This is a genomic window from Vibrio sp. 10N.286.52.C3 (assembly GCF_041468865.1).
Lineage (GTDB): Bacteria > Pseudomonadota > Gammaproteobacteria > Enterobacterales > Vibrionaceae > Vibrio > Vibrio crassostreae_C.
This window is the reverse complement of record NZ_JBFRJM010000016.1, coordinates 93,863-109,140: the sequence shown is the minus strand read 5'-3', so window position 1 is coordinate 109,140 and position 15,278 is coordinate 93,863. Positions and strand designations below refer to the sequence as shown.

Annotated in this window: 12 protein-coding genes; 5 read left to right on the top strand and 7 right to left on the bottom strand. The window is 46.5% G+C overall.

The genetic code is table 11. The features are described 5' to 3' along the window. Positions 1-345: 345 nt before the first annotated feature. Positions 346-2,118, bottom strand: coding sequence for an alpha-amylase family protein (locus AB4138_RS06925; RefSeq protein ID WP_372175086.1), 1,773 nt, complete (start codon positions 2,116-2,118; stop codon positions 346-348). Positions 2,119-2,274: 156 nt separating this feature from the next. On the opposite strand from AB4138_RS06925, the gene AB4138_RS06920 reads away from it, so the two are divergent. Next, a complete protein-coding gene (locus AB4138_RS06920) occupies positions 2,275-2,664 on the top strand; it encodes a DUF1294 domain-containing protein (RefSeq protein WP_017066606.1) in 390 nt (129 codons plus the stop codon). Positions 2,665-2,716: 52 nt separating this feature from the next. On the opposite strand, the gene AB4138_RS06915 is transcribed toward AB4138_RS06920, so the two are convergent. Further along, a complete protein-coding gene (locus AB4138_RS06915; RefSeq protein ID WP_017058847.1) occupies positions 2,717-3,301 on the bottom strand; it encodes a LysE family translocator in 585 nt (194 codons plus the stop codon). Between the two features lie 140 nt (positions 3,302-3,441). Between AB4138_RS06915 and AB4138_RS06910 the strand changes: the two genes are divergently transcribed. Both AB4138_RS06910 and AB4138_RS06905 read left to right on the top strand, forming a co-directional pair. Further along, positions 3,442-3,882, top strand: a complete 441-nt coding sequence (locus tag AB4138_RS06910) for an Lrp/AsnC family transcriptional regulator (RefSeq protein ID WP_009845852.1) — start codon at positions 3,442-3,444, stop codon at positions 3,880-3,882. Positions 3,883-3,908: 26 nt separating this feature from the next. Then, on the top strand, positions 3,909-4,838 hold the full coding sequence (locus AB4138_RS06905; RefSeq protein ID WP_017064224.1) for a LysR family transcriptional regulator: 930 nt from the start codon (positions 3,909-3,911) through the stop codon (positions 4,836-4,838). 140 nt (positions 4,839-4,978) lie between these two features. On the opposite strand, the gene AB4138_RS06900 is transcribed toward AB4138_RS06905, so the two are convergent. From AB4138_RS06900 to dsrO, 5 genes are all read right to left on the bottom strand, one after another. Continuing rightward, complete coding sequence (locus tag AB4138_RS06900; protein ID WP_372175087.1) at positions 4,979-6,040, bottom strand: c-type cytochrome; 1,062 nt, start codon at positions 6,038-6,040, stop codon at positions 4,979-4,981. 9 nt (positions 6,041-6,049) lie between these two features. Beyond that, the gene (locus AB4138_RS06895) at positions 6,050-6,691 is read right to left on the bottom strand and encodes a cytochrome c (RefSeq protein WP_372175088.1); all 642 of its coding nucleotides are present in this window, start codon (positions 6,689-6,691) and stop codon (positions 6,050-6,052) included. A gap of 453 nt (positions 6,692-7,144) precedes the next feature. Next, positions 7,145-10,237 carry a tetrathionate reductase subunit A gene (locus tag AB4138_RS06890; protein WP_372305422.1) on the bottom strand — a complete coding sequence of 1,031 codons (3,093 nt, stop codon included), beginning with the start codon at positions 10,235-10,237 and terminating at the stop codon, positions 7,145-7,147. A 14-nt stretch (positions 10,238-10,251) separates the two neighbouring features. Next, positions 10,252-11,400: an NrfD/PsrC family molybdoenzyme membrane anchor subunit gene (nrfD, locus tag AB4138_RS06885; protein WP_017064228.1), complete on the bottom strand. Its 1,149-nt coding sequence runs from the start codon at positions 11,398-11,400 to the stop codon at positions 10,252-10,254. Then, the gene (gene dsrO, locus AB4138_RS06880; protein ID WP_372175090.1) at positions 11,397-12,233 is read right to left on the bottom strand and encodes a sulfate reduction electron transfer complex DsrMKJOP subunit DsrO; all 837 of its coding nucleotides are present in this window, start codon (positions 12,231-12,233) and stop codon (positions 11,397-11,399) included. The genes nrfD and dsrO overlap by 4 nt, the downstream gene beginning before the upstream one ends. Before the next feature lie 257 nt (positions 12,234-12,490). Here dsrO and AB4138_RS06875 point away from each other — a divergent pair, with 257 nt between their 5' ends. Together AB4138_RS06875 and AB4138_RS06870 are read left to right on the top strand one after the other, a co-directional pair. Continuing rightward, complete coding sequence (locus AB4138_RS06875; RefSeq protein ID WP_372175091.1) at positions 12,491-14,359, top strand: PhnD/SsuA/transferrin family substrate-binding protein; 1,869 nt, start codon at positions 12,491-12,493, stop codon at positions 14,357-14,359. 14 nt (positions 14,360-14,373) lie between these two features. Further along, on the top strand, positions 14,374-14,976 hold the full coding sequence (locus AB4138_RS06870; protein WP_108151820.1) for a response regulator transcription factor: 603 nt from the start codon (positions 14,374-14,376) through the stop codon (positions 14,974-14,976). Positions 14,977-15,278 lie beyond the last annotated feature (302 nt).

The following is a 15,278-nucleotide window of genomic DNA, read 5'->3' as shown; positions in this document are numbered from 1 at the left end:
ATATCCATATTTCACTTTTTATGAAGATGAATATCCTAGTCTTAACGATGGTCAACTATTTGTGATGGCTATGTATAAAGTTATTTTTAATATATAAAAATAGGAAACCTAGTGTCAATATCACGCTTTGTATTTGGTTTAAGTTAAATTTATTGGATCAATAACTCATATGTTTAATATCAATAGTAGAAGGCGTAGAGGATGGGAGTAGATAATAAGGATGAGAGCTCATCCTTATTAATGTGAGGAAGGTATCGAATTGAGGTGACGTTAATTTAATGTGGGAATTAAGTTATTTATCAATTAATTAAAACTCAGGCTTTTTGGGAATTAATAATAAATATCCTATTCAGATAAGGGAAATACCCAAACCAACGAAGCTAGTGGCTTTAGATCAAGACTAAAACGGCCAATACTTTCCTCAACTTTTAATACCTGTTGTTGAATGCCTTCAATATGTTCATCTAACAAGTAACTGTCATCAGCGATTGTGAGCGTTTGTATAACATCACTTGGAACGGTTAAGTGAATATTCTCGGTGACATGTTGGCTGAAATTCGCAGCAACTATTGTCAACTCTTGGTTGTCATAGCGCAGAAATGCGTAAACCGAATCACTCAAATTATTGCTCTGGTGTAAGTCTAGGTACTGCCCCGTCATTGAAGTATGCTCAAGCGAAAAGTTCATTACCTTTTGATAGAAGTGACGCAGCTGCTTTTCGTTTTCGTCTAATAGCCCGCCATCGAATGCGCCGTGGTTCATCCACTTTTGGTGTTGTGGGACTCCGATGTAGTCAAATATGGAAGTTCGTGAGGGTTGTCCAAAGCCAGCGTTCTCCGCACCGGGTTCGCCGACTTCTTGCCCAAAGTAGATCATGGTTGGAGAGCTGCTCAATAGAGCGCTAACTAGCATCGCAGGCTTTGCGATATGTGGATTGCCTACAAACTCTGGTGAGGCGATTCGTTGCTCGTCATGGTTATCCAAAAAATGCAGCATATGATGTTCAATGTCGTGCATTTGATGTTGGATTTCAGGGATGATTGCCGTTGAAGCCTTGCCTTGCATGATGGCTTTGAGGCCGTCGTACAGATCTACCTTGTCATAGAGGTAGTCCATCTTGCCTAAGTGAATGTATTCACGGTACAAGTCCGGCTGATACACCTCTGCCATCAGAAAGGCATCGTGGTTTTTCATCTTTATTGATGAGTTGAGGTAGCTCCAAAACTCAACTGGCACCATTTCAGCCATGTCGTAACGGAATCCATCAATGCCTTTGTCTAACCAGAACAAGGCGATGTCTCGGAATTTAATCCAAGAGTCTGGCACATCCACGCCTTCCCAGAAGTGGTAATGGTCTAGGTGGTCACGCTGTACATAGCCTTTGGGTAGCTTAGGGAAATCTTTTGAACCGTCAGGGCGCACACCGTAATTAATCTTTACGGTTTCATACCAATCGTCGAAATTAGGTTTAGCTAAGCGTGATCCATTGCCCGTCCATTTGGCTGGCGTCTCTATAAACGGGGAGCTTAGGCTAGGGTGCTGTTCACCACCTAGCGGCGTAAAGGCGGGCTCTATGTCTGGCAATTCAAAGGTGCTGTTGGGAATATAGTAGAAGTTATTGTCTTTGTGGTATTCCAGCGTTGTGTCATCTTGAGCGCCGAAGTCACTGACACCTTCTGGGTTGTTTAAGCCTTTATAATGACGCGCAACGTGATTCGGTACGATATCGATAATCACTTTTAAACCATTGTCGTGACTTCTTTTGATGAGTGCCTCGAACTCTTCCAAACGGCGATCAGGATTCTCAGCGAGGTCTGGATTGACTGAGTAGTAATCTTTTACCGCATAAGGTGATCCTGCACGGCCTTTTACCACGCTCGGGTGATCGTCTGAAATCCCGATGTGTTTGTAATCATTGATGATGGCGTGATGTGGCACTCCGGTATACCAAATATGAGTCATACCGAGTTTGCGGATTTCAGACAGCGCTTTGTCGGTAAAATCACTGAACTTACCGACGCCATTTTGCTCGATTGTGCCCCATGGAACATGTTGGGTGTTTTTATTGCCAAATAAACGCGTAAAAACTTGGTAGATGGCGTACTTTTGGTTGTACATATTTATAATTCCTTTAACTTCCATCATGTTATGTAGGGATGAAAGGGCTTGTTTATTCTTTGCAGGCTAACCGAATTACAATATGCCTTGCTCATCCTTATCAAAATCTACAGGGCGTAATTGCTACAGTATGTGAGCTGTTGCTCAAAAGGAGTCATGTTGTCTTCATCTATTCAAATCGTTATCACCTATTTGGTTCTGGTGGCGGTGTCTGTGTTGTTTGCGGAAAGTTCTAAAGCGCTGTTGGTGTGGTATTTGGTTATCGGTTTCGTGACGTTTTTTGTGTACGCGAAGGACAAGCGAGCAGCGATCAATGGCAATTGGCGTGTGCCAGAGAAAACTCTGCATATTTTTTCTGTTGCTGGTGGCTGGCTAGGGGCGTTGATTGCTCAAGATAAGCTGCGTCATAAAACGCAGAAGCAGCCGTTCAGAGCCATATATTGGGTGACAGTGGCAGTGAATGTTGCGGCGTTTGTGTGGACACTAACCCCGAGCGGGCAGGCGACGTTTGGACGTTGGCTTAGCGAGGTTATTGGATACTTGTAATGAAATTGATGGCTAGTAATCACTTACTAACCATCATAGGAAAGCTATTTTGTTATAACATCGGAATCGTTGAGGCTAACAGCAAGCCTGCCATACCGTAGTTGAAGCTTTTGATACGGACTGGTGTTGTTAACCAGTGTTGCAGTTGTTTACCTGCCGCTGTCCAGAATGTCACGGATGGTAAGTTGGCGAGCGTGAAGATACCTGCGATGATCGCAAGCTCCCACCATGAACTGCCGCTGCTATAGACTGAAATTGCCGTCAGCGCCATCGACCAACCTTTCGGGTTCACCCACTGAAAACTTGCCGCGCCGATGAAGGTCATTGGCTTATAAGCCTCGGTGCTTTTGGCTTTGCCGCTCAATGCTATCTTAATTGCAAGGTACACGAGGTAAGCAAGGCTTAGGTATTTCAAGATTTGGTGAGTAACCGGATAAGCGTTGAAAATGCCCATTAAACCGAAGCCAACCAACAGCAACATGGCTGCAAACCCTAGAGCAATGCCAAGCATGTGCGGAATAGTACGGGCAAAGCCAACATTTGCTCCTGATGTCATGAGCATGATGTTATTTGGACCTGGTGTGAAGGTCGAGACGAACGCAAACAAGGCAAGTGCGCTAAGTTGTTCTAAAGGCATTATGGTTCTCCAGCAAAAAATGAACGAAGTGACTGACCGGTCATGACTTTCACGTGTTGAGAAACATAGTAGGTGGAAAGTGAGGCAATTATGTGCTTTTATTTCCTCTATTATCACTAAATGCACAATAATAAGTACTTATGGATAGATTTGACGAAAGGATATTGCAAGAGCTTAAATTGGACGGCAGAATCTCCAACATTGAGCTTTCAGAACGGATTGGCTTGTCGGCTTCAGCGACCTTAAGGCGAGTACAGGATCTTGAGCGTAAAGGTATCATTCAAGGTTACCGCGCGGTTCTGGACAATGGCCTGATGGGTGTCGGTTTTATTGCTTACGTTTCGATTGGGTTATCGAGCCACAGCAAAGCGGCTCAGCTGGAGTTTGAGCAGCACGTCAGTATGGAAAAGGAGGTGGTGGAGTGTCACAACATTACCGGTGCCAACGAGTACTTGCTAAGGGTAGAAACCAAAGATCTACCGGGCTATAAGAAGTTTCATGCCGATGTGCTTGGGGAATGTGCTCAGGTTCAATCCATTACGACCATGGTTGTTATGGACACACCCAAAGACGAACGTTAGTCGAGTTTTATTTCAGGAGAGGCGCAGTGCCAAATACCAATCAGTTGTTATTGTTCTTAGATGTGGTTCAACAAGGGTCGTTTACCAAAGCGGCAACTTTGCATGACATGGACAACTCATCGCTCTCTAAACAGATCAAAAAGCTCGAGCAAGATTTAGGTGTTCAGCTGCTGAACCGCTCTACACGCTCGTTTTCGTTGACGTCGGCAGGGGAAGATATTCTCGCACAAACCTATGTACTGAAAGACACCATCAATCAGATTCAAGGCATTGCAGATTCATACCAGTCAGAGCCAAAAGGCGTGCTACGAATTACTTCACCGATCTATTTTGGGCAGCAATATCTGCAACCTATCATCACTCAGTTCATGAGAAAGTACCCAGATGTTCAGATCGTACTTTCACTAGACGATAAGATCGCCAATATCATTGCAGGGCAGTTTGATATCGCGTTTCGCTTCAGTAAGCTTGTTGAATCGAATTTGATTGCGAAGAAGATTGCCGACAGTAATTTCATGTTGGTCGCGTCAAACGATTTTGTGAAGCAGCACGGTGAACCGAAAACGCCACAAGATCTACTCGCTCTACCTGCGGTGATTTATACCAATGGTGATATGACGGTCGACCATCTGCGCATTAGTGAAGAGCCGGGAGGTAATACCTTCCAGAGCCTAACGATTCGTGGCAACTATAAGGTGAGTGATGTTCGTACTATGGTGTCTTGTGTGAAAGATGGTCTAGGTTATGGCTTCCTTGATCAATCAAACCTGTATGCCTCAATGAAAGAACTTGGCTTGGTCACTTTACTGCCGGATTATCCGATCTCTACGATTGATACCGCAATCTACGCTGTCTATCCGCACCGTAAGCAAACCAAACTAGTCAAAGAATTCATCACTACGGTTCAAGACTATATTGGCTCTCCGACCATTTGGGAAAAGATGCAGCAAGATTAGCTGAATCTCTAATCGTTCAAACATAAAAAAGGAGCCAGAACGTCGAACGATCTGGCTCCTTTTTATTCCTCCGGCTATAGCTGATTTACAATGTAAAGCTTAGCTATATCTGGCGTGAATGGCTCTTTTACTAATGTCTATCAATGCTCATGAATCACTTCTTTACCACTTGGGTAGGCTTTTGAACCCAGTACATTACCGTCGACTTCTTTACCATAGTAACCTTGGTGGTTGTGGTAACGCTTAGCATTGCCGGTAACATCACCCTTGTATCTAGGATCTTGTGGGCGTTCATGACTGTTCACAAATACGGCCACATCCCACGCATCTTGAATTGAAAGCTGTTCGCTCTTCCCTAGCGGCATGTTTTCGTAGATGAAGTAGGCTGCTGTATTTACACGGTGCATACCTGCACCCCAGTTGAACGAATTCTCGCCCCAAAGAGGTGGTAGGTATGAGCGACCATCCGCCCCTTTAATACCTTCACCATTTTGACCATGACAGGTTTGGCAGCTGGTTTGGTAAACCTTTTCACCACGAGCGATTGAGGGTTCTTGTTCAGGGTTTGCAATCTTAGGGTAGCCACGACCGGCAAGTTTACTGCGGTCATCGATTGGGTATTTGCTTAACAGTTCTTCTGGAAGAGGGAAGCTTTCAGCTTTACCACCAATTTGTAAATCAGCATCGCTGATCTCAGGAACGGGTGTGTCTTGCATGCCGTTCTTGTCTAAGATTCCCCCCATCGCCAGCCAGTATGAATAAGCCGTTAGTGCGACTATTTCTTTTGAACCCTCAGCCGGTGGCAGGCCATTCATTGAGTAGGTGAAGCAACCTTGGATACGTTCTGCGTAGCTGTTTACCTTGTCGTTCTTGGAACGATACGCAGGGTAGGCCATGTACGCACCCCAAAGAGGTGCTGCGTTAGGCTTCATGCCCGCTTGCATGTGACAGTTTACACAGTTTTGTTCATTGCCGACGAACGTACCACGCATCTGTTGTGAATCGACAAACAGCGAATAACCCAATTTTACTTTGTCGCCAAATTCCCCAGCAGGGATATCAACCAAGTCTCGTGGCACCAGATATTTGTTATCTTGAGGCTTCTCAACGGCTGGCAGTTCGGTTTGGCGATCGGGCAACTCTGCTTCGGCATAAGCGATTCCAGAGGCAAGGGTTGCGGTAATTAGAAGTAATGTTTTCATGCGAGCCCTTTAGTATCGGAAAGAGGCGAAGTAGTAAGACAGGTTTTCGATCTCATCGTCGGTTAACTTGCCCGCGATATTACCCATCATGTTCAAATCATCACCCTTACGAGTCCCATTTTTCCAAGCGTTGAGCTGAGTTTGAATGTAGTCGGCATGCTGGCTTGCTAGGCGCGGGAATTTGTCCACGCCCATACCGCTTGGCCCATGACAGGTTGCACAGGCTGGAATGTTTCTATCCCAATCGCCTTGGAATACAAGTTTACGATAGGGGTTATCGATATCAGCCTGTGAGCCGCGCTGCTCTAAATCGGTAAATTCGTATGAAGGTAGTGATGCAAAGTATTCTGCGACCTCACGACGAACAGCGGGATCAGATACACCGTCAGCCATTCCCTTCATGATCGCGCTTTGACGCTCACCACTTGAGAACAGAACCAGTTGATGTTCTAGATAGTCAGCATTGAGCCCTGCAAGCATAGGGGCAATGTTGGGCATGCCTTTACCGTCGGCTTGATGGCAGCCGCTACAAGTTTCTGCGGCTTCTGGCATTGGATTGGGTGCTGCTTGTGCAAAAGCGGATAAAGAAAGGCTTCCTAGAGCAGCGATGCAAAGCGTTAGAGTTTGAGTTTTAATTGTCAGCTTAGTCATGAGGCGTCGCTATTGGTTGTAATGCACGCATTTTCGACATAATTGGTTGTTCGCGCTATTGTGGATTTCCACATTAATTCACTTGGAACTTGAGGTGAGTCTCACATTAATAACCTCAGTTACCATAATGGTATTGATGTGAACTTCGATAGGTTGATCCAACTGCCGTTTATGAAATGCAAGGGAACTGCCATGTTCGCCTCGGTATAACTGCTTGTTAAGGCTCTTTTATGGCACCGATTGTATAAGCATAGCTGCTTTATGGGGGCTGGCTAAAAAAGTTACGGTGAAGAGAAGCAAAGAGAATAGAAGTGAAGAGAGTTTGCGGGTTGGATTGAATATTACGGATTGAATGCTGCCGATGTATTGGTTGTTAAAAAGCAGAGCAACTTCGAATGACGAAGTTGCTCTGCTGCGTTCCTATTCAGGAATGAATAAGTATTGGATCACTGATTAGACTTTGTAGATCTTAGCCGGAAGCGCTTGTCTTGCTGCTGCGCCTACCACCCAATCCAACATGACGCCTTTGCCTTCTCTCGTTGGGTCAATTAAACCAATATCATTGATATTAACGCCATCGTTTGACTTCATCTTCACTGGTTGTTGTGTGTCACCAATCCAGTGTGCACGCTCACCGAGCTCTTTGTGGCCAAAGCCGTGTTCAAAGCCTAATGTGCCCGGTTTGATGCCATCAATCACCATCGCCAACGCGTGTGTGGTTGAACTCGGTGTTTCAATGGCAAATACGTCACCGGTTTTGATGCCTGCAGAAGAGGCGTCTTGCGGGTGGATGTAAACCGGATTTACCCCCTTGATGGATTCTAAGCGTGGTGACAAATTCGATACCGCACTGTGAATATTGGACTTGAAGTTAGTTAGCGTAAATGGCCACTCTGTTACTGGGAACTGTTTAGCCAAAGGCGTGCCGTCTGCCAGTTTTTGTGGATACCATGTCGGGCAACCCATGTACTGTTCGCCACTGATGGTGTTGCGAGAGGTACCCAGCTTTTCATTCCAGATAGCCAAAGGTTTGGTCCATTTGTACTTCATAGTTTCATTGGTGTAGGCATTGGTTGCGTCTTCAAAACGACCGCCACGCGCAAAGATATACGCCACTTTGAGCATCTCTTCTGGTTTAAGCGTTTTGTTCATTACAGGTATAAGGCGCTCTAGACCAGACCAAACAATATCTTCCGCGTCTACATTCGGCACGCCACCTTTTACGAACGCCAAGTTAGCAGCCGAGCGCAGGTAGAAGTCTTCAGCGCTATGAATACCGTGCCAGTTACCTTGGTTGTCTTTGATTACGTTGTCGCCGAAGCCACCTAAGCCCAGTGTTTTTGCCACATCAATAAAGAAATTCTCTAGGTTAATGGCGCGCCCGTCTTGAGTGCGTGAGGTTTTAGGCTCAACAATCGGCCAACGAGCAGTGATCGCTTTAGTTGCAACGCCATGCCACGGGGTTGCCATGCCCCAGCTTTCATAGGTCACTGTGTCTGGCACTAGGTAATCTGATAATGCTGTTGTTTCATTGATGAAGGCATCGATAGACACGATCAAACCAAGCTGCTTTGGATCCTTCAGCTTATCGCCTAGTAAGTTATCTAAACCCGGAGCGCCATAAAGTGGGTTCGCCATGTGGTTGATCCACGCTTTTGCGCGGTAAGGGTAACCGTCAATCGCAGCTGATAAGTGCTCAGTTAAAAGCGGAGCTGATATTGGGTACCACGGCGCGCGGGTCGGGTAAGGTGACTCGCCTGCGGCAACGCGACGTTTGTATTCGCTAGTTTTTTGATACGGGAACTTGCTGCGGGACAAGAATACACCTTGAGGCTTAGTCTTACCTTTAAACTTGGTAAAGTCGTAACGTGGACCAGCAACCGAAGTCGGGTAGCCGCCCGCTTTCGCCATCGCACCGCCTTTCGCGTTGATGTTACCGATCAGCGCGTTCAGCATCAGAATAGAGAACGAGTTGTAGAAGCCGTTGGTGTGCATGTTGCCACCGTGAGTATCCACGACTGCTTTCGTCCCGTAACTGGTAAAGCGTTTCGCTAGCGCAATAATTTGGTCCTGCGGGATCTCACACTGCTCACTGTAGTATGCAAGGTCATATTTGAAGGCTTCTTCCTTCAATCTTTGTAGAGAAGACTTAACACGAACAGTCTGACCATCAACTTCTACGTCTTGATCGACGAACAGAGCCGCTTCATTCACCTGAAGATGTGATGCTAATAGTGACGTTGTCACATCAAGTGCGATAAATCCGTCATCGTCAGACATCGGTTCGCCTGTTTCTAGCAACCCTATATCCGATGCACGAAGCATACGCCCATTTTGTGGGTGCGACTCGTCACTGATCACAAGGTGAGATGCATTACACCAGTGTGTGGTGCCTGCTTGCTTCATCGCTTGCGCACTTGGGCGAGACAAGAAGTCGTGATTGTAGCGCTGGTTGTCGATGATCCATTGGATCATGCCCAGAACTAATGCTGAATCGGTGCCCGGTTTGATCGGTAGCCAGTTGTTGCGATCGCCCGCCGCAAGGCTTGACGATCCTGCCGGAAGGCTTGGAGTCACAATGGTGTAGCTCAGTTTTCCGTTGGTACGAGCCTCAGCCAATTGTCTCGCTTGGCGCTTAAACGGGTTACCCGCTTGAGCTGGAGACATGCCGATGAAAAGAATGAACTCTGCGTTGTTGAAGTCGGGTTTTAGGTGCGAGAACTTGTCTAGATCGTTCATGATCGCGCCAGAACCTGCACGGAATGCGTAGCCACAGTAAGAGCCGTGGTGACCAAAGTTGCGTGTGCCGTAGCTGTTAAATGCAAAGCGCTTCAAGATGTCGTCACGGCCTTCATTACCGGCATTGGTCACAAGCAGTTGGTTGGCTTTTGGTCCGTATTCAGGGTTGTTTGGATCGAGTGGTGTTTCGATGTCACGAATCGATCGTAAGCCCTCAACTTTACCTTCACCGAATAAGTCACCACCCTCGGTGATCTCAGAGATAAGTTGTTCGTAGCTGATCGGCTCCCACTTGCCTTCACCTCGTTTACCAACACGTTTTAACGGTTGAGTGATTCGGTATGGGCTGTTTTGAATCTCCAACATGCCGTTACCACGGGCACAGGCTGTCGAGCGGTTATTGATGCCTGACTCACCAGACAAGCCAATGTAGGCGTCTTTTACCGGTGTTTTGAACGGGATCTGCTGATCACTTGATAGTGGGTGATACGGATTACCTGAGATACGCAAGATCTCGTCATTGCGATTATCGATACGTACACGCAAGCCACACAGTGTCCAGCAACCAAAACACATTGATGGTGCAACGCGTTGGTTTGGATTCGGCGAGATCTTACCTTGCTCATCGACACTGTATTCCGTCTCTAGCGAATTACCGTGATGGATGTGGTTGGTTTTCTTACCCGCGGTGCCATCGATAGCACCGTGAACCATGTGTTTTGTGGTTGTCGCATAACCTGCAGCAAAAGCTCCAACACCACCGGCAGCAAGGCCTGCTTTTAAAAATTGACGACGTTTGTTATCCATGATGATTCCTCAGACTACAAGCTATGTGAGCGGTTAAGTGGTGAAGGTGTATTTTGGTTTGGCTTCGATGTTGTCTTTGGTGCAGAACCAGTTGTTCGTGTAGAACCAGTAGACACGATCTCAGAGGCGAACAACGCAAGTGCTAACCAAAGACCACACATACCAACAATGCCGAGTAATCCTGCGCTACCCATCGGCAGTTCATAAGGGAATGGGCCAACATCGAAACGTGGAATGGTTTGAACTTCCATCATGGTGACCCAACGTACCGCCCATGCAGAAACTATGGTCGCAAGCGCAACACAGATAATTCCTAGCTTACTTTGCGATAGGCGTTGCAGTGGTAGAACCAAGATCATGCACAGCAAAATGCTGGTGGTCATAATGCCTAAATTGATGCCCCAAGCGTCATTCTCATACAGGCTGAAGTGACCATGGTTAGATGCCCAAATCGACGTGAGAATGATGGCAAGGCCACCCGTTAAGGTAATGGTTCTTTGTATCAGAGCTAGGTCTGTTGGTTTTAAGCTTGGCTTGCTTGAAGGCAGAAGAGCCCAAATCAACAGCGTTAAACCCGTTGCAGCAAAGAATGCGGTCGTGAACCAAAGTAGTGGAGAAGCCGGTTGATGCCAAAGCGGTCGGCTCGCCAAAATCGCAATCTCTGCGCCTGTATAAAGCGCGATGCTTAGGCCCGAAATAGCCGTCACAGCAGCGAGTGCAATCATCAGCTTTGATGATATTTGCCATTTACCTAGCGTCAGCCAAGACAAACGTTTTAGAAATGGGTTTTCACTTTGTTTAAGCTGTGCGATGTCGTCACGCAGGTAAACCCAAGCCGTCGTGACAGCCAGACCAGAAAATAAAGGTAGAAACAAAGAGCCCAATGACATCCATGACCAAGGCGTAATATGAGCATAGAAGTGCCACGCACGTCCGGGTTGGTGCAAGTCACCGGTTAATGCTAATGGTCCAACAATCGCGCCAATGGCCATCACAAGCACAAGGGCAGAACGGAATTGGTGACTGGTTGAGTTTTTAAAGATCAGTGCAATCAAGAACAAAATAGCGGCCGCGTAGGCTGAACCTATGTAGAAGAAATATTGAACCGCCCACGGTAGCCAAGCGATCTCTTGAGCGGGGACTAACACCTCAGTGATATTCATGCTGTCTCTCCTTGTTTGCCTTGTGTCGCGATTGCCAATTCTTGTTTGCTAGAGGATGAGTTATCGATGGCGGCTGGATCATAAATCGCAGGTTGGCCTTCAATGTGACTAACGAATCGCTCGTTCATGCCGATATAGAAAACATGGGGGTTGGTATTCTGCTCTGGCTTAAGCACCTTGATGTCGTCTTGGTTTTCATTGAGCAGACGGTTGATCTCGTTGTTTGGATCTTTAAGGTCGCCAATGACACGCGCGCCACCGACACAGGTTTCTACACAAGCAGGCAGTAAGCCGTCTTCAAGGCGGTGTGCACAGAAGGTGCATTTGTCTGCGGTAAGGGTGTCGTTATTAATGAAACGAGCATCGTAAGGACAAGCTTGAACACAGTAAGCACAGGCTACGCAGCGTTCGTTGTCGACCATGACAATACCGTCTTCGCGTTGGAAGGTCGCTTGAACTGGACAAACCTTGATGCAGGGGGCGTTGTCACAGTGATTACATAGGCGAGGTAACATGAATGATTTCACGTCTTGTTGAGCCGTCGAACCATCATCAAGGGAGACTTCATACTGTTTTACGGTGGTTCTGAACTGGCCAATTGGCGCTTGGTTTTCAACGCTACAGCCAACAGTGCACGCCTGACAGCCAACGCACTTACGTAAATCAATCGCCATGGCGTAGCGTTTGCCTATTTTGCCTTTGCGGTCAGGTTGGTTGTTATTGCGAATGGCTGTGCTTGCGACTGCGGTGTTGATTCCGGCAATGGGAATGAGCGCAGCACCAGCGGAAACCTTGCCGAATTGGCTGAGAAACCGTCTTTTCAATGAGTCCATAGAGGTACCTATAAATGGGTATTCGATCTGTTAGGCTCATTGTCAGTTTTTGACCGTTCACGGGGTATTGTGGATTTCCACATACCCAGATCAAACTTGATCTAGAACAAATGTGGTTTTCGCTATCTAGCTGTTATGCTTTGTTTTAGAGGCTTATTTAAGGCGCTCAAGCATGAGCTAAGCGCGAAACACGCCGCTGACATAAAATGAATCGAGAATAAATTGAATAAACAGTCCGTTTGGAGAAAGAGATTTCAGTGACAGTCAGAAACCTAATGACAATCGTTGGCCTTTGTTGGTTGAGCCTAACCGCAGGCGCGTGTTTAGCGGCTCAATCGGAGCAAGATATTGCAACGACAAGCACTGTTGGGTCTGAGCAAATCATAGAAGTTGGCGTGTTGGCGACTCGAGGTAAGCTTTCCGCACAGCAGCGTTGGCAGCCGACGATGGATTGGCTGTCGGAGCGCATTCCCGGAAAACACTTTGTTCTCAAGCCTTTCAACTTGGAAGAGATGGCCGAAGCGGTAAAAGATGTGACTGTTGATTTTGTTATCACCAACCCCGGTCAGGCGGTTCGATTAGGACGCCAGTATGCGCTTTCTTGGATGGCGACCATGACCAGTCATAACTTTGAAGCTCAAGGCTCAAGTAATACACGCAGCATTGGTTCCGCCTTGGTGGTGAGAAGAATGTCGCCTTATATCTCTCTCGAACAACTTAGCGGTAAGCCGATTGCGGCAGTCTCTGAAAATGCTTTTGGTGGTTACCTCACTATGCGTTACCAAGTGATGCAACAAGGGCTCAACCCCAATCACTTTTTCTCTAATACTCAGTTCTTAGGTTTCCCTATTGATGCTAGCTTGTATCAACTACGTGAAGGGCACATTGAAGCTGCGGTGGTGCCTGCGTGTTTGGTCGAGAGCATGATCAGCGAAGGTTTGCTGGTGGCGGGTCAATATCGTGTTATCGAGAATCAAGCACCAGAAGGGGTCCGATGTCAGGTGTCTACACCGTTGTACCCTAACTGGTCGTTTGCCAAAACAGAGCGAGCGTCTTCGGCACTGGCGAAACAAATGAGTCAGGTGTTATTTGCGATGCCAAAAAGCAGTGCGCCAGCCATTGCAGCGAATGCATCGGGCTGGACGTCACCGACAAGCTTGCTGTCGATCGACAAGCTATATCAACAACTCGACATGCATCCACTGCAACAACCTTGGTGGAAAGAAGCGTTAATCTGGCTCAAGTACAATCAACAGTGGGCATGGGCGTTCTTTATTCTTGTCGTGTCGCTGAATGCTTACCACTTCTGGCTAGAATACAAATTCAGTAGCAGCAAAAAGCAACTAGAAGCGACGCTGTACAAGCTGAAAAGTAAGAGTGAACAACTAGAGCACTCACAACGTATCGCGGTAGTTGGTGAACTGGGAAGTAGCTTGGCACACGAGATTAATCAGCCTCTGGCAGCAATTCGGAATTATAGCGAAGGTGGTTTACTGCGGATTTCGAAGAACAAACCGCTGACTGACATAGAGCCTGTATTTGAGAAGATCCAGTCGCAAGTGGACCGTGCTGATGCGATCATCCAGCGCTTGAGAAACATGATCAAAAAACGCTCATCAGATAAATCTCAAACTGATATAGAAGTGCTTCTTACAGATACCATCGAGCTACTGCAATTTCGATTAGAGAAACACAAGATAACCATTGAACGTTATGTCGTGGGTAAACCTATCACGCTACATGTTGACCCTGTCGGATTGCAGCAGGTGGTTGTAAATTTGATCAACAATGCGACGGACGCGTGTAACGCACAACAGCATCGCGAACAAAGCGCTGCGTCTGATATTGATAACAAAAACAGCGAACCACCAACAATTAAAGTGATTACCGAGTATCAACCGGATAAAATGATGCTGTCGGTTATCGATAACGGCACGGGCTTAGATTTCACCGAGCAACAAGTCACTCAAGCCTTTGTGAGTAGCAAAGAAAACGGCTTGGGGTTAGGGCTTGCGATTTGCCAAGATGTGATTGAAGACCATAGCGGCCAAATGGCCATCAAATCATTAACTCCTCACGGCTGTCACGTCGCAGTGACGTTACCTTTTTCTCTTTCAAATGATTGATAAGGAATCTTGTTATGCCTGAACTTCATCAAACGTTGCCGGTCTATGTGGTTGATGACGATGAGTCGATGCGTGACTCATTGGTGTTCTTATTGGAAGAGCACGATTTCAAGGTGACAGCCTATGAAGATGGCCCGAGCTTTTTGGGTGCAGTGGATCTGAGTGTTCCAGGATGCGTGGTATTGGATAGTAGAATGCCCGAAATGAGAGGGCAGCAAGTTCATGAGTTGATGGTGAAGGCGCAGAGCCCACTGTCGGTGATCTATCTGACGGGTCACGGTGATGTACCAATGGCGGTCGAGGCATTGCAAGCCGGTGCGGTGAACTTCTTTCAAAAGCCAGTTAAAGGCAGTGAGTTAGCTGAGGCAATCAAACAAGGTTTGGATGCTTCTGAAAAGCATTTACACATGAATGTTTATCGCCAAGCGTATGCGTCGTTAACTGAGCGAGAAATCGATATTCTTAAGCAGATTATCGACGGCAAACGTAACCAGAAAATTGCCGATGAATTATGTATCGCGATGAGAACGGTAGAAGTACACCGAGCGAGTTTAATGAAGAAATTTTCTGCTAAAACGGTTGCTGAACTGGCTTACATATACGGTCAACTGAACTAACTACAGCGACACGAAATTGCTGATAGGTATTCATCAATTTCGTTGTCGTTTTTTAAGATTATTTTGCTCAAAGGTGGTCTTCATTATCGAACTCTATTGAAGCAAGATCACACCATTTATGGAGTGCATAAGGATAGGTCTAAGTAGACTTTTTATCGCTATGTATTCCTGAGATACTGAACTAAGTTCATTTTGGGGCGGAACGTGTCAATAACGGCGCTTTTCCCTATAATTCGAAACATTCACTATGGTTGATGACACCTCGATATAGAGATTTGTATCAGCCGAGTTAGGTTAATATA

What these genes read in the sequence shown, in the direction of transcription:
- AB4138_RS06890 (WP_372305422.1), bottom strand. Translation starts at nt 10,237, where the DNA reads ATGGATAACAAACGTCGTCAATTTTTAAAAGCAGGCCTTGCTGCCGGT.
- AB4138_RS06915 (WP_017058847.1), bottom strand. Translation starts at nt 3,301, where the DNA reads ATGCCTTTAGAACAACTTAGCGCACTTGCCTTGTTTGCGTTCGTCTCG.
- AB4138_RS06870 (WP_108151820.1), top strand. Translation starts at nt 14,374, where the DNA reads ATGCCTGAACTTCATCAAACGTTGCCGGTCTATGTGGTTGATGACGAT.
- AB4138_RS06895 (WP_372175088.1), bottom strand. Translation starts at nt 6,691, where the DNA reads ATGACTAAGCTGACAATTAAAACTCAAACTCTAACGCTTTGCATCGCT.
- nrfD (WP_017064228.1), bottom strand. Translation starts at nt 11,400, where the DNA reads ATGAATATCACTGAGGTGTTAGTCCCCGCTCAAGAGATCGCTTGGCTA.
- AB4138_RS06925 (WP_372175086.1), bottom strand. Translation starts at nt 2,118, where the DNA reads ATGTACAACCAAAAGTACGCCATCTACCAAGTTTTTACGCGTTTATTT.
- AB4138_RS06910 (WP_009845852.1), top strand. Translation starts at nt 3,442, where the DNA reads ATGGATAGATTTGACGAAAGGATATTGCAAGAGCTTAAATTGGACGGC.
- AB4138_RS06900 (WP_372175087.1), bottom strand. Translation starts at nt 6,040, where the DNA reads ATGAAAACATTACTTCTAATTACCGCAACCCTTGCCTCTGGAATCGCT.
- dsrO (WP_372175090.1), bottom strand. Translation starts at nt 12,233, where the DNA reads ATGGACTCATTGAAAAGACGGTTTCTCAGCCAATTCGGCAAGGTTTCC.
- AB4138_RS06920 (WP_017066606.1), top strand. Translation starts at nt 2,275, where the DNA reads ATGTTGTCTTCATCTATTCAAATCGTTATCACCTATTTGGTTCTGGTG.